18 protein-coding genes are annotated in these 24,565 nt (G+C 71.0%); 11 read left to right on the top strand and 7 right to left on the bottom strand.

What is annotated here, in order from left to right:
- Window positions 1-94 precede the first annotated feature (94 nt).
- The 6 genes from KBX34_RS21120 (at window position 95) to KBX34_RS21095 (ending at window position 7,069) form a co-directional block, all read left to right on the top strand.
- Window positions 95-928: an ABC transporter ATP-binding protein gene (locus tag KBX34_RS21120; RefSeq protein ID WP_210926461.1), complete on the top strand. Its 834-nt coding sequence runs from the start codon at window positions 95-97 to the stop codon at window positions 926-928.
- A gap of 32 nt (window positions 929-960) precedes the next feature.
- A complete protein-coding gene (locus KBX34_RS21115; RefSeq protein WP_210926460.1) occupies window positions 961-1,944 on the top strand; it encodes an ABC transporter substrate-binding protein in 984 nt (327 codons plus the stop codon).
- Window positions 1,945-1,949: 5 nt separating this feature from the next.
- Window positions 1,950-4,049: an iron ABC transporter permease gene (locus tag KBX34_RS21110; protein ID WP_210926488.1), complete on the top strand. Its 2,100-nt coding sequence runs from the start codon at window positions 1,950-1,952 to the stop codon at window positions 4,047-4,049.
- A gap of 28 nt (window positions 4,050-4,077) precedes the next feature.
- Window positions 4,078-4,983: a siderophore-interacting protein gene (locus KBX34_RS21105; RefSeq protein WP_210926459.1), complete on the top strand. Its 906-nt coding sequence runs from the start codon at window positions 4,078-4,080 to the stop codon at window positions 4,981-4,983.
- Window positions 4,984-5,085: 102 nt separating this feature from the next.
- Window positions 5,086-6,546 carry an SDR family NAD(P)-dependent oxidoreductase gene (locus tag KBX34_RS21100; RefSeq protein WP_088947777.1) on the top strand — a complete coding sequence of 487 codons (1,461 nt, stop codon included), beginning with the start codon at window positions 5,086-5,088 and terminating at the stop codon, window positions 6,544-6,546.
- Window positions 6,547-6,592: 46 nt separating this feature from the next.
- Window positions 6,593-7,069: a heme-degrading domain-containing protein gene (locus KBX34_RS21095; protein WP_210926458.1), complete on the top strand. Its 477-nt coding sequence runs from the start codon at window positions 6,593-6,595 to the stop codon at window positions 7,067-7,069.
- A 63-nt stretch (window positions 7,070-7,132) separates the two neighbouring features.
- Here the strand turns inward: KBX34_RS21095 and KBX34_RS21090 are convergent, their stop codons facing one another.
- Entirely contained in the window at window positions 7,133-8,509 is a 1,377-nt protein-coding gene (locus tag KBX34_RS21090; RefSeq protein ID WP_210926456.1) for an NAD(P)/FAD-dependent oxidoreductase, read from the bottom strand.
- Between the two features lie 351 nt (window positions 8,510-8,860).
- Between KBX34_RS21090 and KBX34_RS21085 the strand changes: the two genes are divergently transcribed.
- Window positions 8,861-10,129 carry a serine hydrolase domain-containing protein gene (locus KBX34_RS21085; protein WP_307871455.1) on the top strand — a complete coding sequence of 423 codons (1,269 nt, stop codon included), beginning with the start codon at window positions 8,861-8,863 and terminating at the stop codon, window positions 10,127-10,129.
- 88 nt (window positions 10,130-10,217) lie between these two features.
- Complete coding sequence (locus KBX34_RS21080) at window positions 10,218-11,549, top strand: alpha/beta hydrolase (RefSeq protein WP_210926454.1); 1,332 nt, start codon at window positions 10,218-10,220, stop codon at window positions 11,547-11,549.
- Between the two features lie 27 nt (window positions 11,550-11,576).
- Here the strand turns inward: KBX34_RS21080 and KBX34_RS21075 are convergent, their stop codons facing one another.
- Entirely contained in the window at window positions 11,577-12,803 is a 1,227-nt protein-coding gene (locus KBX34_RS21075; RefSeq protein ID WP_210926452.1) for an MFS transporter, read from the bottom strand.
- Between the two features lie 41 nt (window positions 12,804-12,844).
- Here KBX34_RS21075 and KBX34_RS21070 point away from each other — a divergent pair, with 41 nt between their 5' ends.
- Window positions 12,845-13,939: an ROK family transcriptional regulator gene (locus tag KBX34_RS21070; protein WP_210926451.1), complete on the top strand. Its 1,095-nt coding sequence runs from the start codon at window positions 12,845-12,847 to the stop codon at window positions 13,937-13,939.
- 30 nt (window positions 13,940-13,969) lie between these two features.
- Here the strand turns inward: KBX34_RS21070 and KBX34_RS21065 are convergent, their stop codons facing one another.
- Both KBX34_RS21065 and KBX34_RS21060 read right to left on the bottom strand, forming a co-directional pair.
- Window positions 13,970-14,422 (bottom strand): hypothetical protein, encoded by a 453-nt coding sequence (locus tag KBX34_RS21065; protein WP_210926449.1) that lies wholly within the window; start codon window positions 14,420-14,422, stop codon window positions 13,970-13,972.
- 57 nt (window positions 14,423-14,479) lie between these two features.
- The gene (locus KBX34_RS21060; RefSeq protein ID WP_210792805.1) at window positions 14,480-15,730 is read right to left on the bottom strand and encodes an Ig-like domain-containing protein; all 1,251 of its coding nucleotides are present in this window, start codon (window positions 15,728-15,730) and stop codon (window positions 14,480-14,482) included.
- A gap of 217 nt (window positions 15,731-15,947) precedes the next feature.
- Between KBX34_RS21060 and KBX34_RS21055 the strand changes: the two genes are divergently transcribed.
- Both KBX34_RS21055 and KBX34_RS21050 read left to right on the top strand, forming a co-directional pair.
- Window positions 15,948-16,490, top strand: coding sequence for a hypothetical protein (locus KBX34_RS21055; RefSeq protein ID WP_210926447.1), 543 nt, complete (start codon window positions 15,948-15,950; stop codon window positions 16,488-16,490).
- Window positions 16,491-16,747: 257 nt separating this feature from the next.
- Window positions 16,748-17,893 carry a DUF1996 domain-containing protein gene (locus KBX34_RS21050; protein WP_210926445.1) on the top strand — a complete coding sequence of 382 codons (1,146 nt, stop codon included), beginning with the start codon at window positions 16,748-16,750 and terminating at the stop codon, window positions 17,891-17,893.
- A 190-nt stretch (window positions 17,894-18,083) separates the two neighbouring features.
- On the opposite strand, the gene KBX34_RS21045 is transcribed toward KBX34_RS21050, so the two are convergent.
- The 3 genes from KBX34_RS21045 to KBX34_RS21035 are packed head-to-tail and all read right to left on the bottom strand — an operon-like array spanning window position 18,084 to window position 24,564.
- Complete coding sequence (locus tag KBX34_RS21045) at window positions 18,084-19,061, bottom strand: hypothetical protein (RefSeq protein WP_210926443.1); 978 nt, start codon at window positions 19,059-19,061, stop codon at window positions 18,084-18,086.
- 32 nt (window positions 19,062-19,093) lie between these two features.
- Entirely contained in the window at window positions 19,094-20,620 is a 1,527-nt protein-coding gene (locus KBX34_RS21040) for an OmpL47-type beta-barrel domain-containing protein (protein WP_210926441.1), read from the bottom strand.
- An 8-nt stretch (window positions 20,621-20,628) separates the two neighbouring features.
- Entirely contained in the window at window positions 20,629-24,564 is a 3,936-nt protein-coding gene (locus KBX34_RS21035; protein WP_210926440.1) for a ThuA domain-containing protein, read from the bottom strand.
- Window position 24,565 lies beyond the last annotated feature (1 nt).

The following is a 24,565-nucleotide window of genomic DNA, read 5'->3' as shown; positions in this document are numbered from 1 at the left end:
GCGTGCACGGACCCGACCACCGACGCTCTCCCCGCGGACCACGACTCCGGGACCGGCTTGACACGCGGGCATTTCCTTAGGTTAGCCTCACCTAATGCAGAGCGAGTTGGCGTCGGCCAACGGGGAGCGCAGCCTGTCCGGCGTCGACCTCCGTCTGGGCTACCACGGTGTGCCGGTGGTGCACGGTGCCATGATCAACCTTCGTGCGGGTGCCGTGACCGCGCTGGTGGGACCCAACGGCAGCGGCAAGTCCACCCTGCTGCGGGCCCTGGCCCGGCTGCACCCGATCCAGTCCGGCACGGTCCACCTCGCCGACGGCGTCACCGCCGCCAGCCTCCCGTCCCGGGAGTTCGCCCGTCGGGTCACGCTGCTCGCCCAGAGCCGGCCGGTGCCCAGCGGGGTCACCGTCCACGACGTCGTGGGATACGGCCGCCACCCCTACCGAGGGCGCTGGCGCGCGGAGGATCCGAACGGTCCGGCGGCCATCGCCCGCGCCATGGACGTCACCGGCGTCGCCGCGATGGCCGATCGACCCGTCGACGAGCTGTCCGGCGGCGAGTTGCAGCGGGTGTGGCTGGCCACCTGCCTGGCCCAGGACACCCCGGTGCTGCTGCTCGACGAGCCCACCACGTTCCTCGACCTGCGCTACCAGGTGGAGATCCTCGACCTGGTCCGTGACCTCGCGGACGACCACGACGTCGCCGTCGGCGTCGTGCTGCACGACCTCAACCAGGCGGCCGCCGTGGCCGACGAGGTGGTCCTGCTGCAACAGGGCCGGGTGCGCGCCACCGGCACCCCCGCGGCGGTCTTCACCGAGGACGCCCTCACCGAGACCTACGGGATCCGCATCGAGGTGACCACCGATCCGATCAGCGGACTGGTCACCACCCGCCCGGTCGGACGCCACGCGATCCGCGCCCTGGTCTGAACACCCCTCATCCCCAGCAGAGAAAGACCGTCATGACCCGTACCCGTTTCACCGCCCTCCTCGCCGTCGTCACCGCGCTGACGCTCGGCGCCTGCGGCACCACCGAGAACGCCGCAGCCCCCGAGACCTCCTCCTCGGCGGCCGGCGGCCCGGTCACCCTCACCGACAGCCGCGGCAAGGAGATCACCCTCAAGGCCCCGGCGACCAAGGTCGTCGGGCTCGAGTGGGGCGAGGTCGAGATGCTGGTCAGCCTGGGCGTCATGCCCGTCGGTGTCGCCGACCCCAAGGGCTACGGCACCTGGGTCACCTCCGCGAAGCTCGACCCGGGCGTCAAGGACGTCGGCACGCGCGGCGAGCCCAGCGTCGACTCGATCGTCGCCCTCCAGCCCGACCTCATCGTGATGGAGGACGACCGGGGCGCCAACATGGTCAGCCAGCTGGAGAAGTACGCCCCCGTCGTGGTCGCCAAGGGCAGTGACGCCACCGACAACCTCGGCCGGATGCGCGCGGACCTCAACATGATCGCGAAGGCCGTCGGCAAGACCACCGAGGCGGAGAAGCTGCTCGCCGACTTCGACGCGGCCATCGCCGACGGCAAGAAGAAGATCGCCGACGCGGGCGCCGCCGGCCGGCCGTTCGCCATGGCCGACGGCTGGAAGGAGGGCAGCACCGTCAGCATCCGGATGTTCGGCAAGGGCTCTCTCGTCTCCGAGATCGGCACCCAGCTCGGCCTCACCAACGCCTGGACCGGCAAGGTCGACGAGGCGTGGGGTCTCGGCCAGACCGACGTCGAGGGCATGACGGTCCTCAAGGACCCGAACCTGCGCTTCTTCTACAACGCCTCCGACGGCGACGACGTGTTCGCCGACGGTCTCGCCGGCAACGCCATCTGGAAGTCGCTGCCCTTCGTCCAGAAGGGCAACGTGCGCAAGATGCCCAACGGCATGTGGACCTTCGGCGGCCCGCTGTCCGGCAAGCAGTACATCGACGAACTCGTCAAGACGTACGCGGTGTGAGCGTGCTGAGCGCACCCCCACGTCCGGAGCCGGCCACCCGGCCGGCTCCGGGCGGACGCCTGGCCGTACCCCGCGTCGCCGCTGTCTTCGTCGCCGCGATCCTGCTGCTGCTCGTGGTGGGCGCGGTGCACCTGACCCAGGGCACCTCGACGGTCGGCGCACTCGACCTGCTGCGGCTGGCGACGGGCGCCGACGACGAGGCGGCCCGCGTCCTGCTCGCCTCCCGGTTGCCCCGGCTGCTCGCCGGGTTGGCGATCGGCGTCGCGCTCGGGTTCGCCGGCGCCGCGTTGCAGTCGATCGCCCGCAACCCGCTCGCGTCCCCCGACACCCTCGCTGTCAACGCGGGCGCCCACCTGGCGATCGTCGCCGTGGCCGCGTTCGGCGTCTCGCTGCCCGCGCTGCCCGCCGGTGGCCTCGCCTTCTGCGGAGGGCTCGCCGCCGCCGGCCTGGTGATGGCGATGTCCTCCGGTGGCCAGGCCGGCACCACCCGACTCATCCTCGCCGGCTCGGCGACCGCGCTGGCCCTCGGGTCGGTGACGACCCTGCTGCTGCTCCTGTTCGAGCAGGCCACCATCGGTCTGTTCGCCTGGGGAAACGGCTCGCTGGTGCAGAGCGACCTGACGGCGCTGACCCAGTTGGCCCCGGTGATCGTCGGCGCCGTCGTGGTGCTGATGCTGCTCGGGCACCGCCTCGACATCCTCGCCCTCGGCGACGACACCGCCACCGTGCTCGGTCTCAACGTGCGGCGTACCCGGCTCACCGTCATGGTGCTGGCCGTGCTGCTGTCCGCCGCGGCCGTCACCCTCACCGGCCCGGTCGGTTTCGTCGGCCTGTGCGCCCCGGTGATCGTCCGGCTGCTCGCCCCCGTGGTGCCGGGGGTGCACCGGCACCGGATCCTGCTGCCGTTGTCCGGCATCGCCGGGGTCATCATCGTCCTCGGCTCCGACGTGCTGCTGCGCGCCGTGATGGGCGGGCAGGCCGGTGTCGACATTCCCACCGGCGTGGTCACCACACTGTTCGGCGCGGCGATCCTCATCTGGCTGGCCCGCCGGCACCGCGACGCGGGCCCCACCCGCCGCCCGCCCGGCGGGCACGCGGCCGTCCGCTCCGCCGCCTTCCACCGCAGCGTCCTCACCGTCACCGCCGTCCTGACCGTCGCCGCCGTGGCGGTCGGCATGCTCGCCGGTGACACCTGGGTGCTGCTCGGTGACGTGCTGAACTGGCTCAACGGCAGCACCGGGCCCGCGTACACCTTTGTGCTGGACCAGCGGTGGCCGCGCGTCGCCGCGGCGGTCCTGGCCGGCGCGGCGCTCGCGGTGGCCGGCACCACAGTGCAGGCGGTCTGCCGCAACCCGCTGGCCGAACCCGGCATCCTCGGCATCACCGCCGGCGCCGGGCTGGGGGCAGTCTCACTGCTCACCTTCGTGCCGCTGGCCGGGGTGTGGGCAGTCTCCGGTGTCGCCGGGCTCGGCGCGATGCTGGCCTTCGCCCTGGTGTACGGCCTGGCCTGGCGCGGCGGACTGAGCTCCGACCGGCTGGTGCTGATCGGCTTCGGCGCCTGGCAGGGCGGCATGGCGGTCATCACCTACCTGGTCGTCGCCTTCGACCCGTGGAACACCGGCAAGGCTCTGACCTGGCTGTCCGGCTCCACCTACGGCCGGATGCCCACCCAGGTGCTGCCGGTGCTGATCGCCCTGCTGGTGCTCACCCCGGCCGTCGTCGCCGCCCGTCGCGAACTCGACCTGATGGCACTGGACGACGACACTCCCCGGGTCCTGGGCGTCCCCCTGGAACGCACCCGTCTGATCGCGCTCGGCGCGGCGGCGCTGCTCACCTCCACCGCGGTCTCGGCCGTCGGGGTCATCGGCTTCGTCGGGCTGGTCGCCCCGCACGCCGCCCGGGCGCTCGTCGGTGGCCGGCACTCCCGGGTGCTCCCGGTGGCCGCGCTGCTCGGCGCGGCGCTGGTCAGCATCGCCGACACCGTCGGCCGGACGCTCATCGCTCCGGCCCAGATTCCCGCCGGCCTGGTCACCGCCATGATCGGCGCCCCGTACTTCGTCTGGCTGCTGTGGCGGTCACGCGCAAAGACGACCAACACCCGGTAGACGCCGGACCGAACCCGGAGAGGCACCCATGACCAACACCCTGCCCATCGCCCCGTGGCGCGTGTTCACCGTCACCGTCCGTGCGGTACGCCGGCTCAGCCCGTCCTTCCTCCGGGTGACCTTCACCGGGGTGGACCTCGACCGCTTCGCCGACAACGGCTACGACCAGCGCATCAAGTTGGCACTGCCGCTGCCCGACCAGCGCGGGGTGGATTTCCCGGAGGGGGTGGACTGGTACGCGCAGTGGCGGGCGCTGCCCGAGCACCGGCGTAACCCGATCCGCACCTACACCGTGCGGGCCGTCCGACCGCACCTGGCCGAGGTCGACGTCGACCTGGTGCTGCACGGTGACGGCGGGCCGGCGACACGCTGGGCGCGGCGGGTGGGCGCCGGCGACCAGATCGCCATCGTCGGGCCGGACTCCGGCTTCGACGGCAACCACGGCGGGGTCGAGTTCCGACCGTCGGACGGGAGTTGCCTGCTGCTGGCCGGGGACGAGACCGCCGTGCCGGCGATCGGCAGCATCTGCGAGCGACTGCCCCTCGACACCCGGGGGGTGGTTCTGCTGGAGGTGCCCCACGCCGACGACGTGCTGCCGCTGGTGGCGCCTCCCGGCGTCGAGGTCCGCTGGATGACCCGGGGTGTCGACGGGTACGGCAGCCGGCTGGTTCCCGCCGTCGCCGCCGCGGCCGACCAACTGCTGGTGCCCCGCGCGTCGGCGACCAGGCAGCCCGTCCCGGACGTGGACGTGGACACCGAGATCCTCTGGGAGGTGCCCGAGGAGGTGGCCACGGCGCCGCTGTACGCGTGGCTGGCCGGGGAGGCCGGCGTCATCCGCACACTGCGCCGGCACCTGGTCGCCGAGCGAGGTCTGGACCGGCGGGCGGTGGCCTTCATGGGCTACTGGCGCCTCGGCCACGCCGACGCCAACTGACGCACGACGTGCGTCGCGGGCCGCACGGTGCGTACAGTTTCGGGTCGGACTTGGGGCGAGCCGGCTGGATCCGGCACGGGATACGGGACGAGACAAAGACGCATGACGGTGGACAACATTACCGAAAACGGTCAGGACGGCATTGACCGAAGCCGGCTGGAGGCCTGCCTCAGCGTCTTCGAGGCGTTGGAGGCACTGCCCTCCGACCATCCCGACGTGGTGCGGGTGCAGCGGGCCACCGCGCGGCTCTACAAGGTGATCAAGCAGAGACGACGCGAGGAACGGCGGGACGCCATCCTCGCCGCCGACCGGGCGGTGACGGAGGCCACCGCCACCGGCGCTCCGGGACGCATCGACGACGAGACCCAGGGCATCCCGCTCGCCACCTCCGTCGCGGGCGAGACGGCGGGCTTCCTGCACAACCCGCGCGGCTGCTATGTCTGCAAGCAGCGCTACCGCGAGGTGGACGCCTTCTACCACCAGCTCTGCCCGTCCTGCGCCGCGCTCAACCGGGAGCGCCGCGACGCCCGTACCGACCTGACCGGGCGGCGCGCCCTGCTCACCGGCGGCCGGGCCAAGATCGGCATGTACATCGCTCTGCGGCTGCTGCGCGACGGCGCCCACACGACGGTGACCACGCGGTTCCCGCACGACGCGGTCCGCCGGTTCGCCGCGATGCCCGACAGCGGGGACTGGCTGCACCGCCTGCGCATCGTCGGGATCGACCTGCGCGACCCCGCCCAGGTGATCGCCCTCGCCGACTCAGTCAGCAGCCAGGGCCCCCTCGACATCCTGATCAACAACGCGGCGCAGACCGTCCGCCGCTCCCCCGGGGCGTACGCGCAGCTCATCGCCGCGGAGGCCGCGGCCCTGCCGGACGGCCCGCTGCCGGAGCTGATCACCTTCGCCAAGCCGGACGGCCAGGGCGGCCCGGTGGGGAGCCTGACCGCCGCGCCACAGTCGACGGCGCTCACCCCGCACGCGCTCACCGCACTGGCACTCACCAGCGGTTCCGCCTCGCCGGAACGCATCGCGGCGTCCACGGCCATCGACGCCGGTGGCCTCGTACCGGATCTCGACTCGGTCAACAGCTGGGTCCAGCGGGTGCAGGAGGTGGACCCGGTCGAGCTGCTCGAGGTGCAACTGTGCAACGTCACCGCGCCGTTCGTGCTGGTCAGCCGGCTGCGCCCGGCGATGGCCGCGGCGGCGGCCCGCCGCAAGTACGTGGTGAACGTGTCGGCGATGGAGGGCCAGTTCGGCCGGGGCTACAAGGGGCCGGGGCACCCGCACACCAACATGGCCAAGGCCGCGCTGAACATGCTGACCCGCACCAGCGCCGAGGAGATGCTGACCGACGGCATCCTGATGACCAGCGTCGACACCGGCTGGATCACCGACGAACGCCCCCACCCGACGAAGATGCGACTGGCCGACGAGGGCTTCCACGCCCCACTGGACCTGGTCGACGGCGCGGCCCGGGTGTACGACCCGATCGTCCGCGGCGAGCTGGGCGAGGACCTGTACGGCTGTTTCCTGAAGGACTACGCGCCCTGTGCCTGGTGATCGCCCCGCGCCTGGTGATCCGCCCTGTTCGACGAGGAGAAGAAACATGTCAACTGACCGTGACGCGTGGCCGACCCTGGACGAGCTGAGACGCGAGGAGGGCGAGCTGGAGCTCACGGGCCTGTCCGAGACGGACGCGTACGAGCTGGGGATGCTCGCCGTCACCGCCGCGACCGAGCAGCGGCTGCCGGTCTCGGTCGGGGTGTGGCGGGCCGGGCGCCAACTGTTCCACTGTGGCCTGCCGGGGTCGACGGCCGACAACGACGCGTGGCTGCGCCGCAAGGGTCGGGTCGTGATGCGGTTCGAGCACTCGTCGCTGTACATGGCCCGGTTGTGCCAGGACAAGCAGGTGACGCTGGCCGAGACGTACGGCCTGCCGGCCTCTCGGTACGCGGCGGCCGGTGGCGCGGTGCCGCTGCGCGTCCGTGGCACCGGCGTGGTGGGTTGGGTCGGTGTGTCCGGGCTGCCGCAGCTCGACGACCACCGTTTCGTCGTCGACGTCCTGCGCAAGCTCCCCCGCTAGACGATCGGACCCGGCGGCCTCGTCACGAGGTCGCCGGGCCGTCAGTGCTCAGGTGCGGGGTCGTCAGCGCGCGCGTCGGTTGGCGCGCAGCGCGCCGAGGAGCACGCCGGGCCGGGCCAGCGCCCGTGGGTGCTCGCGCATGGAGACCACGTCGTTGAACCGGCGGGCGGTCGCCACGTCCGTGACGGTGGCGGCGATGATCTGCCGGCTCGCCCAGCTGGAGATCCGGTAGCCGCGCGGGTAGGGCCCGTCGACGTGGGGCAACGCCAGGTCGGCGGAGGTCGAGATCGACCACGCCGCGTCGACCACGACCTGTTGCAGCGCGAGGAAGTGGCGCGCGGGCGCCCGCAGATCCGGGCCGGACCGCAGATACATCGACAGGCAGGCCGCGTGCAGGGCCGCCGAGGTCATCCCCTGCCCGTACACCGGGTTGAACGACGCGACGGCGTCGCCGACGCTGACCAGGCCGGCCGGAAACCGCTTCAGCGCGTGGAAGTCTCGCCGCCGGCTGTCGGCGTGGTGGTAGGTCTGGACGTCGCCGAGCATCTCCTGGTCGGCGAGCTCGCCGAACTCCGGTGGGAACTGCTCCCGCAGACGGCGGACGAAGTCCTCCGCGGTGCGCCCCGGGCGGTTGTCGCCGTAACCGGCCATCATGGCCATCCACCGGCCGTCCTCAATGGCGAAGAAAGCGGCCCCGGCCACGTCCAGCCCCACCTTCGGGGTGTGCAGCGCCAGCACGACCGTCGAGGGCGGGGTGACCGCCGGGCGTCGGAACAGGGCGGTCGCGTAGTTGAGGTGCGTGGTCATCCGCCGGGTGACCGGCCGGTCCCAGCCAGCCTGCTCCAGCCAGTCCGAGAGTCGGCTCGACCGCCCCATGGCGTCCACCACGAGGTCGCCCCTCTCGACGCCGAAGACCCCGCCGACCTCGCAGCGGACACCGGTGACCGCGGCGCCCTCGAACACGAGGCCGGTGGCTCGGGCGGTGACCGTCTTGACGTTGGGCAGCCGCAGCACCTGCTGACGGATCAGCCCCTCCAGCAGCGGCCGGCTGCCCGCCAGGCTGTCGGCGTCGTCGGGGACGACGACCTTCGCGCGGCCGTCGAGGTAGTTGCGCCGGGCTTCGGGTGGCGCCTCGATCGCCCCGTGCGCCAGCGCCTCTTCGCGGAATCCGGGGAAAAGGCGCTCCAGCTGGAGGAGGCCGCCGGGCAGCAGCGCGTGCAGTTGCGTCCCCTGGGGGACGCCGGGCCGCGCGCCGGCCACCTGGGGGTCGTCCCGGTCGATGATGACGACGCTGTCGGCGTGATCGGACAGCACCCGGGCGGCCAGCAGGCCGGCGATGCTGCCACCGACCACGACGGCCGTTCCCATCATCGGGGCGGCCTGGTCAGGGGGTCGAGCCGCGTTCAGCTCTGCGAAGACCCGGGAAGGGGAGAGGGACATCGTGCTCTCCAAGGGATGCGAGGTGTGTGCCCTCCGCCGTGCCCGCCAGCGTTCGGTGCGCGGTCGGACCGGTGGACGGTCGTTCGGCGTGACGCTCGCCGATCGTCGCACAACCCCACGGTTGTCGACCGACCGTGTCCGGCAGGTGACCACTTGTCGGCCGATGGGATGGACGACATCGACGTTCGGCCGGTCCGGTTGGCGTGCGTCAGTGTCAACTGTCACGATCTCCGGCATGCCCGTTGCGCGTCGTACTCTGCTGGGGGCCGGCCTGGCCGCTGCCACCTCCGCCATTGCCGGGTGCGGCGACAGTGGCTCGCCGGACCCGGTGTGGCCGGTCCCGGTGACGCGGTGACCGCGACCGACGCCGCCGGCAACAGGGTGGGTTTCGGCGCGGCCGGGAACGCCACGTCGCCGTCGGGCTCTCCGAGCGCCACCGCGTCCCCGAGCGGCGCCGCCGCGCCGGCCGGGCAGGCCCGCTACGCGCAGGACGTGACCGCGCTGCTGCGGCGGCACCTGCCCGCCACACCGCAGACCGTCCAGCACAAGGGCTTTCCCGGTGCTGTCGCTGTCGTCCTGGTCGACGGGAAGACAACGGTGCACACCGCGGTCGGGGACGCGCTGCGCTACGGATCGGGCCCCAAGCTGCTCGCGGCGGGCCAGCGCGTCGAGATGCGTCCCGACTCCGTCTTCGACCTCGCCTCGGTCACGAAGGTGTACACGGCCATCCTGCTGTTGCAGCAGGTCGACAAGGGACGCGTCGACCTGGGTGCGCCGGTCCGCGACTACCTGCCCGCCTTCACCGGCGCGGGCACCGAGCGGGTCACCGTCGAGATGCTGCTCACCCACACCAGCGGTCTGCCCGTCGGCGCCAAGGTCACCGGGCTTTCCGACAACGCGGCTCGCTGGAACGCCGTGCTCACCACCGGGCTGGTCTCCGGTGCCGTGCCCGGCAACACGTTCCGCTATTCCAGCGTCGGGCTCATGGTCGCCGGCAAGATCGTCGAGAAGGTCACCGGCCAGCGTCTCGACCAGGCGCTCAAGAGCGGCCTCACCGGCCCGCTCGGCCTGCGCGACACCGGCTTCAACCCGAACACCTGGCTGTCCGGCAGCGCGAAGGCCGGTCGTCTCGTCGCCACCGACGCCCGCTCGTCGCGGGGTCTGCTCCGGGGCACCGTCCACGACGACGTCGCCAACCACCTCGGCGGTGTGGCCGGCCACGCCGGCATCTTCGCCACCGCCACCGACCTGGCGGCGATCGGTCAGATGCTCCTCGACGGGGGCACTTACCAGGGCAAGCGGGTCCTCTCGGCGGCGACCGTACGCCGGATGCTCACCAACCAGAACTCCGGGAAACCCGCCGTCGACCCGGAGCGGCCCAATCGGACCGCCGCCCACGGTCTGGGAGTGGTGCTCAACCAGAGCTGGTTCATGGGTCGGCTCGCCTCGGCCCGGACGTTCGGCCACACCGGTTTCGCCGGCCCCTCGCTCCTGGTCGACCCGGGCCGCAGACTCGTCCTGGCCCTGCTCACCAACCGCGCGCATCCCAACTGGAGCTGGGCGAACCCCGACCCGGTCCGCGCCGCCGTCGGCGACCTGCTCGCCAAAGAGGTCAACTGACCGAGGAAGGTGTGGACCGCCGCGCCTCACCCTGACACGATACTTGCGCTAACAGTGCACATACTTTGTCGCTCAGGGTGGAGGACCGATGCACACGTTCCGCCGGAGACTGCTCTGCGTGCTGGCCGGAGGCGCCCTCGCAGTCGGCTTGTCCGTCGCCCCCGTTCCGCTCGCCGCCGCCGACGCCGCAGCCACGCCGACGTACCGCCCAGTGATCTTCGTGCACGGCAGCGCCGGGTCGGCCTCGCAGTTCCAGACCCAGGCCAAACGACTCGCCAGCAACGGCTACCCGGTCGACATCATCGAGGCCCACGAGTACGACTCGCCGAACATCGCCACGATCCTCCCCCAGGTGTACGCGGGGCTCGACGCGCGGATCTCCCGCCTGCTGGCGACGACCGGCGCGGACCGGGTCGACCTGCTCGCGCACTCCCTGGGCACCTTCGTCCTGCAGGCTTACCTCACCAGCTCACCGGCGCGTGCCGCCCGGGTCGCGCACTACGTCAACCTGGACGGGCGCACCGCGACGTCCCCGCCGGGCGGTGTGCCCACGCTCGCGATCTGGGGTGAGGGCGATCCGGCCCGCGCCATCGTCGGCGCGACGAACGTGCACCTCCCGGACCAGTCCCACACGCAGACCGTGTCGTCGGCGGAGTCGTTCGGCGAGATCTTCCGCTTCCTTCAGGGTCGCGCGCCACACACGACGCGGATCGTGCCGCAACTCTTCGGCACGGCCCAGGTCTCCGGTCGCGCGGTGCTCTTCCCGAGCAACGTCGGCGTCACCGACGCCACCCTGGAGGTCTACCCGGTCAACTCGCTGACCGGCGGTCGATTGTCGGATCGACCCACTCATCGGCTGCCCCTGAGTGGCGACGGCGCGTTCGGTCCCGTCCCGGTGCTCGCCACGGCCCGCTACGAGTTCGCGATCGTGCGCGCCGGCGCGCCGACGCACCACTTCTACGCCCAGCCGTTCCTCCGCTCGGACTCGTTCGTCCGCCTGGCGACCAGCATTCCCGGCGAGGGGCTCGGCGCGCTCGTGGACACCAGCGACCGGCACACCGCGCTGACGATCCAACGCCAGAAGGAGTGGTGGGGTGACCAGGGCGACGCCGGTGACAACCTCTGGATCAACGGCCGGGATGTCCTGAACGCGGCGAACACGCCGCGGGTCAAGCGGACGATCGCCATCTTCGCGTTCGACGACGACAGCGACGGCGTGACCGATCTGACCGCTCCCCTGCCGGAGTTCTTCAGCCAGACCTTCATCACCGGCGTGGACCTGTTCATCCCGTCGACGCCGGCGCACCTCGGCCTGGTGCGGATCACAGTGGGTCAACGCGGCGGCGGGTACGACGTGATCAACCTGCCGAACTGGAGATCGAGTGCCCATCGCGTGACGGTCAGCGTCGACGACTTCTGACCCCCGGCCGCGGGCGGCCCGGCCACGTCAGCTCCCGACGGTGGCCGGGACCCGCTCACGCGTGCGGCGTCCGACGGCGAAACTGACCATCCCCAGGGCCAGCCCGACGATCGCCAGGACGACGCCCACCCGGGCCGGCGCGAGGTAACCGAGCCCCGCGGCGATGGCGACGCTGCCCAGGGCCGCGCCCAGACTGTTCGCGATGTTCATGGCGGACTGGTTGAGCGCCGCGCCCATCATCTGCGCTCGGGGGGCGACCGTGATCAGTCGCGCCTGGAGGACCGGCCCGAGATAGAGGCTTGTCGCGCCGACCAGGAACGCGCCGACGAACAGGCCGACGCGAGTCGACGCGACGAGGCTGAACGCGGCGATGCTCACGGTCATCGCGACGAAGCCGATGACCATGCTCCGTTGCAGGTCACGGTCGGCGAACCAGCCACCCAGGGCATTTCCCACGGTCATACCGAGCCCCACCGCGACCAGAGCCCACGGCACCGTCGTGGCCGAGAGGCCGGCCACGTCGGTGGTGACCGGGGCGATGTAGGTGTTGACCGCGAAGAACCCGGCAAACCCGACCGCCCCCGTCGCCGCGACCAGCCAGACCTGCGAGGACCGCAGCGACCTCAGCTCGGCCGCCGGCGAGCCGTCGACCGTCGCGGCGACCTCCGGCACGACCGCCAGCACCGCCAGCAGCGTGAGCACGAAGACACCGGCGATGACCAGGTACGCGACGCGCCAGTCGGCCGCCTGCCCGAGCCGGGTGATGAGGGGTACGCCGACCACGTTGCTCACGGTCAGGCCGCTGAGCACTGTGGCGAAGCCACGGGCCTCGTTGCCGGGGCCCATCAGGGTCGCCGCGAGCAGACCGGCCGCACCGAAGTACGCCCCGTGCGGCAACGCCGCCGCGAACCGGGCCACCAGCACCAGGTCGAAGGTGGGGGCGATCGCGGAGGCGACAGTGCCGACGGCGAAGAGCGCGAGCAAACCGAGCACGAGCTTCTTGCGGGGCAGGCGGGCGCTCAGCGCGGCGATCAGGGGCGCGCCCACGACCACGCCGAGGGCGTAGGCGGTGATCGTCCATCCCGCTCGGGCGACCGCGTCCGAGGACGACCGGGCGTACTCCTGCGGGAGCAGGCCGCGCGCGATGTCGGGCAGCAGGCCCATCGCCGCGAACTCGGTCAGGCCGATCGCGACGCCACCCAGTGCCAGCGCGACCAACGCCGCCGCCCGTCGACCTCTGCTCAACTCGATCACCGAAAAAATTTAGCAACAGCGTTGCGTAATAGGCTGGTGAGATGACCCGCATCACTGCCGACGTGAGCTTCCTGCGCGGCTACAACCAGGCACGGGTCATGGCACTGGGGCGCACCGTGCGAACGTTCGAGCGGTCGACCGTGGTCGAGGCCACCGGGCTGACGCCGCAGGCGGTCTCCAAGGTCATCGGCCGCCTGAGCGCCGACGGCCTGATCCGTCCCGCCGGTGTGCGCCGCACGGGCATCGGCAAGCCCGCGGTCGTCTACGAACTCGTCCCCGACAGCCGGTACGCGATCGGCGCGCACGTGGCCCGGCGCACCCTGCGGCTGGTCCTGGTCGACCTGGCCGGCACCGTGCACCACTCGACGGTCAGCCCACTGCCCGGCGACTTCACCCCGGAGCAGCTGCTCGACGCCCTGATGGCCGGCATCGACACGATGACCGGCAGCAGCGACGTCCGGGGCCGGCTCACCGGGGTGGGCATCGGCATGATCGGCCCGCTGGACCACGCCCACGGCCTGGTCCGTGACGCCCACGGCCTGCGGCACTGGCACGACGTACCGCTGCGCGAGATCGCCGAGAAACACCTCGGCCTGCCCGTCCACCTCGACAAGGACGTCACCGCCGGGATCACGGCCGAGGCCTGGCGCCACGGCGCCACGTTCGGCGACGCGGCACTCATCATGATCGAGTCCGGCATCGGTGGCGGATTCTGGCTGGGCGGTACGGCCCACCGGGGCGCGCACACCAACGCTGGCGAATTCGGCCACACGGTCGTCGACCTGAACGGACCTCGCTGCGTCTGCGGTCGCCACGGGTGCCTGGAGATCATGCACAACCAGGCCGCCGATGCCGGAGACATCGACCGCGCCGCCCGCGTCGTGGGGGTGGGCGTGGTCAACCTGCTCCAGACACTCGACCTCGCCCACGTGGTGCTCGCGGGCGCGGATCTCCTACGGCATTCGCGGACCTATCTCGCGGCGGTCACCGAGGCCGTCCAGGCCGACGCGCGACGCGCGGACTGGCTCACCACGAAGGTGACCCTGTCCAGCCTCGGCGCCGACGTCATCGCCGCGGGCGCCGCCATGCAGGTCCTCGACCAGCACTACGGCGTGCCGGAACTCGCCCCGGCCTGAGCCCCGACCACCGACTCGCGGGGTCGTCGCTCACTGGCAGACGCGCCACTCACCGTCCTCCTTGACCAGCACCATGGTCTGCGTCATCCGTGCACCCGTGGCCTCCTGGACCATCTCGACGGTCGAGGTCCCGGTGACCCGCCCGTTGGAGTTGTTGACGTACACACCGACGATCTTGTAACTGCCGATCTTCAACTGGGCGGCCTGGATCCGGGCGAAATCGGCCTGCGTCATGGTCTCGCGCACCTTTCCGCACAGCCGCCCGTACGCGCCCGGGTAGTTGCCGGCCTGCACGTCGTCGATGTACGCAGCCGTGGCCACCCGGACCGGTTTGACGGCGTCCTTGATGGAGCGGTAGAACCAGAACCCGCCGCAGACGCCGACAACGCAGCACACCGTCAACACCACGCCGACGACGATCATGACGGTACGAGTCGTCCGGTTGGGCTTCCGGCTGGGAACCATCATCGGCTCGTACGTCATGACCCGGAGGGTAGAGACGTCCGGCAAGTGCGTTGAGCCTGTCGGACACCTGCCGGTTCAGCCGCCGGAGGCGGAGGGACCGGACGTCGGCGAGCCGCCGCCCGCCGCGTCCGCGTGCGGCACCGGGGTCGGAGCCGGTCGAAGAGCGGCGGGTACCGGCAGTGCGCTGCCCTTGACGAACTGCTCCCAACTGGTGTTCCAGGCCGTCCACCCGTTGCCCGGTTGCAGCCGGACCTCGGTGCCGGTGAAGGTGACCAGATCACCGACCTGCGTGACGCCCATCAGCCAGTCGGCGGCGGCAGCCGAGACGTTGGTGCAGCCGTGCGACACGTTGCGGTGTCCCTGATCCGACACCGACCAGGGCGCTCCGTGGATGAACTCGCCGCCCCAGGTGAGCCGTTGGGCGTCCTGGACGTCCACCACGTAACCGCCGTTCGGCTCGCCGCGCGTGTCGAACCTGGTGCGCTGGTGCTTCTCCATGATCACCATCTTGCCGCTGGAGGTCGGCGTACTCGGCTTGCCGAGGCTGACGGGGATCTTGCGGATCAGCTTGCCGTCGCGTAGCACGCGCATCTGCTTGGTGGCGTTGTTGACCTCGATCGCCACCTGCCGCCCGATCGTGGACGTCGCGGTGCGGTCGGCGTCACCGACCCGGTTCCGGCCGATCGGCAGACCCTGCAGACCGGCCCGGACGCTGATGGTCGTGCCCGGCCGCCAGAAGTCCGGAGCGCGGTAGTAGACCTGGCTGCCGTCGTCCACCCAGGACCAGACACCCGGCTGCGGTGGGTTCGTGGTGACGAACAACCGGCGCTGCACGTCGGCACGAGCCGCCTTGGCGATGGGCGGATCGAAAGCGAGGGTCACCGGCATCGCCGTGCCGTACGTCCGTTCGTCGGCGAAATACAGCGTGCTGGTCACCTGCGGCTTCGTCGACGTCGCCATGGTGGTGAAGGTCGTCGTGCGGGTGGTGGTCCCCCCGGAGTCGCCGGTGGCGATCACCTCGGCCGTGTAGGTGCGCTGGGGCTGCAGCGGCACGGTCGGCACCCACGCCGAGCCGTCCTCCCGTGGCTGAGCCCTGACCAACATCCCGTTGTCGTCGGCGATACGCACGGCGGTGATCGTCCCGCCCTTGACGAGCACCGCGACCTCGGCGCTGAGCGGCACGTTCCGGGACCGGTCGGCGGGCGTGAGGGTCAGCTCCGGCGACGGCACCTCCCGTTCGGCCGGCCGGGCGGCGGGCTTCCGCTCGACGGTGCATCCGCCGAGGACCAGAGGTGTCGCCGCGACGATCACCACCGCGAGCGCCATTCGCCTTCGTAAACCCATCGAACGTCTCCCGGCTCTACGTGCTTTCCGTGGCCGCAATTCTCTCCACGTCCACGGCGCCGCGCGCTGTTTTTGGAAATCACGAAGCGAAGGTGGGAAGGCGCGGCCGCACACCACCCGGCCGGGGTTCGTCGCCGCTGTCCGCCTTTCGTGACCTGCGGGGCATCGAAGCGTGATACCGACGTGGAATGCTGCGGACATGCGCAGAAGACGACGTTCCTGGATTGTCCTGACGCTTCCCCTCCTCCTCCTGACCGCCTGCAGCCCACCTGACGAGCCGGTGGTCGCGCTCGCCGTCCGCGATGGCCAGCCGGTCGGCGTACTGGTCCCGTGCGGTGGCAGTTTCGGGCAGCTCGGCGTGCACGTGAACCACGACGACCAGGGTGACCAGGCCAACCGGCCACCACTGATCACATGGGACGTCCACGGCCGATCGACGAGCGAGGTCGTGGAGGCCACCCTGCTGGGTCAGCCGCCGGAGGGCTGGGAGGTCGCCGACGCGGTCGACCTCACCGCCGCCGAGGCAGGCATGGATGTAGACGTCGAGCCGCTCACCGAACTGCGACCCGGGGTCACCTACACCGTCAGAGGGTCAGCCGGTCGTGACTCCATCCCGGTGGATTTCACCCTCGCGGATCTCCCGCGGATCGGCCCGGACGAGGTGCTCGCCCCGCGCGGTCGGGACGCGACGACGGTGGTGTCGCGCAAGGCCTTCCTGCGCAAGGCACGCAGCAGCTGCTGACGAGACGCGGTGCTGGCCATCAGCTCGTCGCGCCCGGCAACCCCGGACGCCCAGAAAAGTGGAGTGCCGCCGGAGTCGCCGATTACAGTTTTTTGGAGAACAATCAGGGAAATGAGATTGAAACGACGGCGCGGCGGCTCCGCAAAGCTGACCGGGCAATTGCTGGGCGATATTTAAGGCAGATTTAATCGTTGCGGCTGTGAACGAACAGGTGGGCGACTCGTACTCTTCCTTCTCGGGAGAAAGGTGCGCCCCCCTTGATAAATCTGCGATCCACCCCTCGACACCGTCGTTCCGTTACCGCCCTGCTGCTGGTGAGCCTGGCGCTCGCCGGCGGATGCAAGGAGATCCCGGGCACTCCCGGTGCGTCCGGCCCATCCGGCGACACCGGCATCGACTCGTCCGGCCCTGAGGCGCCGACGGACACCGCCCCGACCGACCCGTCGGTCACGGCGAGCGCCCCGGGCACGTCCGCGACGCCGTCCACCCCGTCCACCCCGGGTAAGCCGACCACCCCGTCGGCCGGCACCGTCCCACCCACCGCGTCCGGGGGCTGGATCACCATCGACGCCGCCGCGCAGGCAGCCGCGACGAAGACGTTCTTCGCGCGCAAACCCAAGGCGGTGACCGGCAACCCGGTCAAGGTCCCCGAGTTCAATGTCGGCTGCAAGACCAGCCACCACAACAGCGACGACCCGATCGTGCTGCCCAAGCTCGTCGGCGGCTCACACAACCACACCTTCTGGGGCAACCGGTCGACCGACGCCAACTCGACCGCCGAGTCGCTGCGGGCGTCGAAGGCGACCACCTGCAACTCGCCGGATGACCAGTCCGCCTACTGGGTGCCGACGATGTACCAGAACGGCAAGGTCGTCGACCCGACGGAGGTGACCGTCTACTACGGTTCCCGGCTGAAGGACCCGAGCCGGACCCAGCCCTTCCCGTTCGGCCTGCGCATGATCACCGGGAACGCCAAGAACCAGGTCGACACCCCGGACAAGCAGGGCAACCACTTCTGGTGCGCCGGCATCGGCGGCGAGATCGGTCGCAGCGCCGACAAAACCTTCCCGGTCTGCGCCAAGACCGCGAACATCGTCCGGCAGATCACCTTCCCGGACTGCTGGGACGGCAGGCACCTGGACAGCCCGGACCACAAGGCGCACATGGCCAACGGTGACCACACCGGGGCCTGCCCGAAGAGCCACCCGGTGCCGGTCCCCTCGGTGTCGTTCGTGATCTCGTACCCGTTGAGCGCGAACACCGACGGCATCACCCTGGCGTCCGGCACGTCGTTCTCCATGCACGCGGACTTCTTCAACGCGTGGAAGGACGAGGCGCTTGCCGCACGGGTGCGCAACTGCCTCGACCAGGGCGGGAAGTGCAACTCGGCCGGCAACTTCTAGGCAGGGCTGACGGCGTGGGCCGCGGCTGGCCCGCCATGCCGATGTGCTGTTGAGCGGTATACCTCAGAGGCATAAATATGCCTCTGAGGTATACCGCTCGCTACCGTATCCACCCCGACGGTGGTGACCGACGATTACCACCGGCCGCCAGCTGCGCCCACCGTCCCAGCCAGGGTTGGGGCTTGCTCGGCTAGAGCCTCGCGGCGCCGGCCGCGGTGGCCTCCAGCACGGCCGAGGTACGCCGGACCTCCGCCCGCTGGTCACCGGCGTCGTCCCGGTCCGCAGCGGCCATCCGGGCAGCCCGGTTGGTGGTCGTGGCCGCCTGGTCGCCGGTCACGCCACCACGGATCCGGTTGTTGGCGGCCACCTGGGCGACCGGATCGTTGCCGGTCACCGTCAACTGACCGTTGATGATGTTGTCGTCGACGGTGACGCCACCGGTGGTGCTGGTGATGCTGACGTCCCCGCCCCAGTAGCCACCGGAGGCGCAGCTGTCGAGGGCGCCGTTCGGGCCGACCTGCACGCCGCCCACGTTGCCGGCGAACGTGGCCCTGCCGCGTACCGCACTGCCGCACACGACACTGCCGGTGGCGCTGTTGAGCACCGACAGCGTGCCGTCGACGAACGAGTCGTGCAGGTCGGTGTAGTAGGTGCCGGTGCTGCTGAGGTTGCGCTGCACCTGGGTGCCCCGGTCGAGCCGGACCTCACCCGCGCCGACGGTGACGTTCCCGGCGACCGTCGACTCCTCGGCGAACAGGAAGCTGTCGATGGTCGCGCTGCCCTTCGGCCGCACGGTCACGGTGCCGGTCTGTGCGTCCTTGAGGAAGATGCCGTATCCGCCGGCGGCCAGCACCACCTGGCCGTCGACTGTGGTGTCGGTGGCGTCGAGGTAGCCGTCCGCGGCGACGCGTACCTCGCCGCTGACCCGCCCACCGGTCACCACCAGGTTGCCGCCGGCGGCGACGGTGACGTTGCCGGTGATCGTGGTGCCGGTGAGCGCGCAGGACTCGCCCGCCGGCACGTACAGGTCGTTGGGCACGGTCACCGCCCCACCGGTGCCGATGCAGTGGGTGACCAGGTCGGCGTGGGCGGTGGGTGCCACGGCCAGCACCGAGGCGGCGACGACGGCGCTCACGGTGGCCAGCTTGGCGACGGTACGTCCGGGCATCGTTGTACTCCCTGTCGATGAGATTCGAGGACTCATGCGCCGACGTCCGATCGGGCCGCGGCCCGGACGATGGCGCCCTGCTGCCGCCGGTCGAGCGTTCCGTCGGCCACCAGCGCGGTGGTGACCGCCTCGACGTGCCGGACGAAGTGGGCGTGGCCGGGGTAGTCGGCGTGTTCGTCGATCAGATCGTTGATGGTGCAGCCGTCGCCGGTGTCGACGTTGCCGACCCCGGTGTCGTCACCGTCGATGACCACTGTGGCCCGGGTGTCGGACCCGGGGCAGGCGTCGGTGCCGTCGGCCACCACGGTGAACGTCGTCGACTGCTCGGTGGAGGCGTTGCCCGCGGCGTCGGTCGCCCGGTACCGCAGGGTGTGCGCGCCGGTGGTGCGGACCGTGACCGGTGTGGCGTACGCCGTCCAGCCGCCGGTGTCGAGCGCGTACTCGACCGACGCCACACCGGAGCCGTCGTCGGTCGCGGTGACGGTGACGGTCGCGGCACCGACGTACGCGCCGTCGCCGTTGCGCTCGCCGGTCACCGTGACGGCCACGGCCGGCGGTGTGTCGTCCTCCTCCGGCGGGGCGACGACGGTGAAGTGGGACATCTGCTCCGCCGACGTGTTGCCGGCGACGTCGGTGGCCCGGTAGTGCAGCATGTGCATCCCGGCCGCGTTCACGACGACCGGATTCGTGTACGCGGTGAAGGCTGCCCCGTCCAACGCGTACTCGATGGTGGCGACACCGGATCCGGCATCGGTGGCGGTCAGCGTGGCGGTGGCCGTACCGATGTAGTTGCCGTCGCCGTCCTGCTCGCCGGCCAGTGCGGCCGTGACCACCGGCGCGGTAGTGTCCTCCTCCCCCGGCTCGACGATCCGGAACGACACCGAGCCGACCGCACTGACGTTGCCGTCCTGGTCGGTGGCCCGGAACTGCACCGAGTGGTCACCGATCGCGGTCACCCGCACCGGCTCGGTGTACGGCAGGAAGCTGGTGTCGTCGACCTGGTACTCGACGGTCTCCACACCGGAGCCGGTATCGGTGGCCGTCACGGTCACCGTGGCCGCGCCCAGGTAGTTGCCGTCGCCGTCGCGGTCACCGGCCACGGCGGCGGTCACCGTCGGCGGCGTGGTGTCGTCGCCTCCGCCGCCGTCGGTGACCACCAGCTCACCGACCATCTGGCTGTGCCCCGGGATCGAGCAGAAGTAGCGGTACCGGCCCGGGGTGAGCGTCACTGTCGCCTGGTGGCGGCCGTTGTTGGCGTCGAACGGGCTGGCCAGGATGTTCAGTGTGACGTCGTGGTTGTAGCCCTCGGTGCTGGTGTCGAAGGTCAGCGTGTGCGGCATCCCGATGGTGTTGCCGGTGGCCTCGCTGTTCTCCCAGATGATCGTGGCCTCGCCGGCCACCGCCTGGGCGGGTGCGGACTTGTAGCGGGTGATGTCGCCGTCGGCGGTCCAGGTCAACACCTGTTCCGCGACGCGCGGGGCGGCGGAGGCGGGCGTCGCGGCCCACGGGATCACCGTGAGCAGGAACGCCGCCAGCGCAGCCGTCAGTCGTCGGGTCATCGTCTCTCCTAGAGCTCGCGCACGCGGACGTTGCGGAACTCGGTCAGGTCGTTGTCACCGTGGTTCTGCAGGCCGATGAAGCCACGCAGGAACTGCCGCAGGTCCGTCGGCGGGTCGCCGGCGCGGGACGACTGCTTGCCCGGCGTGTTGTCGAACTCGTTGATCACCACACCGTTGCGGACCATCGTGTAGTGCTGTCCGACAACGCGGATCTCGTAGTCGTTCCACTGCTCCTTCGGGGTCACGCCGGCCTGGGCGAGCGGCACCGGGTCGAAGTTGTAGACCGAGCCGGTCTTCTGCGGCTCGCCGGTCTCACCGTCGTAGATCTGGATCTCGTGTCCGCAGTAGATCGCCACCCACGCCTGCGAGGTGCGGGCCGATCCGACAGTGCCGCAGCTGCCCGGCGGGCGTTGCTCCAGCGGGATCCGCGGGTCCGGGAAGCGGGTGAAGACGCCGGTGTTGGCCCGGCCGGTGCCCGGTGCGATGTCGCGGAACTGCACCTTCAGCGAGAAGTCGCCCAGTTCCTTCGTGTGCCAGAGCATGCCCAGGCCGCCGCTGGAGCGCAGCGACCCGTCCGGCTGGATGGCAAACGAGCCCGTCGGCGCCTGCTCCCAGCCGCGCAGCGACTCGGCGGTGCCGTCGAAGAGCGGCTCGTAGCCGGTGCGCCCGTTCCGACCGACCTCCGACGCCGCAGCCAGGCGGGTGAGGGTGCCGGACTCCCGGGCCGTGAGCAGGTCGTCGTCCTGCAACGCGCGGGTCACCGCGCCCACGTGTCGGACGAAGGCGTCGTGGTCGGCCCAGGTGCTCTCGTCGTCGATCAGGTCGTTGATCGTGCAGCCCTGCCCGACCGGGCGACTGGGCACCCCGGTGTCCGTGTCGTCGAGCCACACGTTCTGCCGGCTGTCGGGCACCGCGCAGCCCACCGTGACCGTGCTCTGCACCGTCGCGGTCTCACCGTCGGCGTACGTGACGGTCAGCTTCGCGGTGTAGGTGCCGACAGTGGCGTACGTGTGCCGGGGGTTCGCCTCGGTGGACGTGGTGCCGTCGCCGAACTCCCACCGGTGGCTGACGCCGCCGGAGCGGGCGCCGTCGAAGGCGATGGTGAGCGGCTTGTTCTGCACGGCGACCGAGTTCGCCGCCGGCACCGGGGTGGGCGCGCCACCGGTGTAGGTGATCCGGATCAGCTTCTGGTTGGGGTGCAGGCTGAAGAACCCGCCGCCGTAGTCCAGCAGGTAGAGCGCGCCGTCCGGGCCGAACTTGGCGTCCATCCAGCTCTGCAGCCGGGCGTCGCCGTTGCCGCCCGGGATGATGGCGCGCAGGGACTCGGCGTACACCGGTGGGGTGGCCTGCGGCACGCCGGCCGGGTCGACGGTGACCGCTACCCGGTTGGCGGCGTTGGACTGGTCGCCGATGAACCACTTACCGTCCCAGTGCTCCGGCCACGCCACACCGCTGGTGGTGTCGACGAGTTCCCGGTGGTACGTCGGACCGGACATGATGGCCTGGCCGCCGCCGCGCAGGTATGGCTGGGTGTAGGTGGCGTCGGCCGCGACGTAGGTCGGCAGGCCGCTGCCGTCGGTCCGCTTCGGGAAGACCGGGCCGCCGCCGTCTGGCGAATACCAGATCATGTTGTCCCGGGCGGCCGGGATGTCCACCAGACCGGTGTTGCGGGGCGAGGTGTTCTTCAGGTTGTCGCAGTCGTACCAGCCGGTCAGCACCGTCGCGTCGGTGCTGCTGCGGTCCCGGTACGGCTGCCGGTTGCCCATGCAGTACGGCCAGCCCTGGTTACCGGCGGAGGTGATGATGGTGGCCGTCTCGTACTTGGCCGGGCCCAGGGTGGGGCTGGGCGACGAGGCGTCCGGGCCGACCCAGCCCGCGGTCAGCCACTGGTGCACCGGGTCGATCTGGAGGCGGGCGATGTTGCGTACGCCCATCACGTAGATCTCCGGGCGGGCCTTCTCGGTGCCCGGTGGGAACAGGTTGCCCTCCGGGATGGTGTACGTCCCGTCGGCCTCCGGATGGATCCGGATGATCTTGCCGGCGAGGTCGTTGGTGTTGCCCGAGGTGCGGCGGGCGTCCTGGAACGAGATCCCCTGGTACTCCTGGGTCCAGTTGTTGCCGGAGTAGCCCTGCGACCCCTCGGAGGAGTTGTTGTCGCCGGAGCCGACGTAGAGGTTGCCCTTGGCGTCGAACGCCATGCCGCCGCCCGCGTGGCAGCAGCTGTGCACCTGCACCGGGAACTGCAACAGGTCCTTGCGGGTGGCCTGGTCGATGGTCTGCGCCTGGCGGTCGTAGGTGAACCGCGAGATGGTGCGCTGCCCGACCCGCTGCACCCGGTCGACCGACTCGTGCGGCATCCAGTAGACGTAGAGCCAGCCGTTGTCGGCGAACTTCGGGTCGGGCACGATGCCGAGCAGGCCCTCCTCGTTCTTCACCAGCTCCGAGCCGCTGCCCCGGTTGCCCATCACCTCCAGGGTCGTGAGCAGTTTTGCCTGCTTGGTCCGTGGGTCCCAGGAGTGGATGGTGCCGCAGCCCAAGCCGACCTGCGGGTTGTTCCAGTCCGCGATCGGGCCGCTCGGGCAGGCCGCCTTGCCGACGTAGAAGACCGTGCCGTCCGGCGCGATGGTGAGCCCGTGCGGCTCGCCGATCTGGTCCAGCTGCCCGGTCTGGTTGGCCGCGGTGAGCCGCTCCACCTTGTAGTTCGCGGCGATCGTGGCCTGGCAGTCACCGCGTACGCGGCCGGTGGTCCAGTTGAGAGCCCCGGTGAGGTGCGTGCGGAACGCCTCCTCGCCGTAGCTGCCCTCGGTGTGACCCATGCCGGTGTAGAACGACCGGCCGCCGTCGTAGTCCCGGCACCAGGACACCGGGTGGAAGGCGCCGTTGGCGGCCGCTCCCGGGTTGTAGTGCCGCTCCTCGACCTGGGCGAGGGTGTGCACCGTGCCGATCGGGTTCGGGTCCCAGTTCTCCCAGCGGTCCGAGCGGGTGATGGTCAGCGGCAGTGACGCCGTGGCCGGGTGTTTCCGGTCCAGGATGTCGACCACCGCGCGGTTCACCGCGGGCGGCTCCGGAGCGGTGGTGCTGCCGGTGAACAGTCGCAGGTCGGCGAGCTGGACCAGCGGTTCGCCGCTGTTCGCGGTGACGTTGAGCCGGTAGCGCGTGAACTCCTGCGGGGTGGCGATGTCGAACCGGCGGGTCTGGTACCGGTCCGGGAAGCTCTGGCCGGTGCGCCGGTCCAGATCGGTCCAGGTCTGGCCGTCCGTGGAGCCTTGGAGGGTCCAGTCCTTCGGGTCCCGGCCGGAGGAGTCGTTGGCCGACGTCAACGCGTACCCGGTGATCCGCTTGGCTGCGCTCAACTCGTACGCCACCCAGGCGGTCGGGGTGCGGACGAGCCACTTCGTGTTGGCGTCGCCGTCGGTCAGCTTCTCCTTGGTCTCGTTGGGTGGGTTCTCACCACTGGCGGTCACCCGGGCCACCGGCTCGGCCACCGGGATGGCGCCCGCCGGGCGGGTGCCGATCAGGCCGGTGAACCAGGTGGAGTCGACCTGGGCGCGGGCGGCGTCGGCGATGCCGACGAAACCGCCGCCGGCCTTCATGTAGCTCTGCAGCGCCGACTCCTGGTCGCGGTTGAGCGCGGCGCCCGTCGCGGAGAGAAACACCACGCTGCGGTACGCGGACAGCTTGGCCGTGGTGAAGACAGCGGGGTCCGTGGTGGCCGTGACATCGATGTCATGACCGGCACCAAGCTGTTTGATGGTGTCCACCGCACGGGCCACCGGGTCCTGCTGCTCAGCCACCGGCCCGTGGAACACGAGGACGCCGGTCCGCTGCGCCTGCGCTGCCTGCGGGGCGGCTGCCGGTGGCGGCGCGGCTGCCGCCGTCGTCGCGGGAATCAGTGTCGCGAAGGCCGCTACCGCGGCAAGAACTCGTCGTATTTTTCTGGTCATC

Source organism: Micromonospora sp. M61, assembly GCF_018070245.1.
Lineage (GTDB): Bacteria > Actinomycetota > Actinomycetes > Mycobacteriales > Micromonosporaceae > Micromonospora > Micromonospora zamorensis.
Note: the sequence above shows the minus strand (reverse complement) of the source record. Positions and strands in the feature narration are given on the sequence as shown.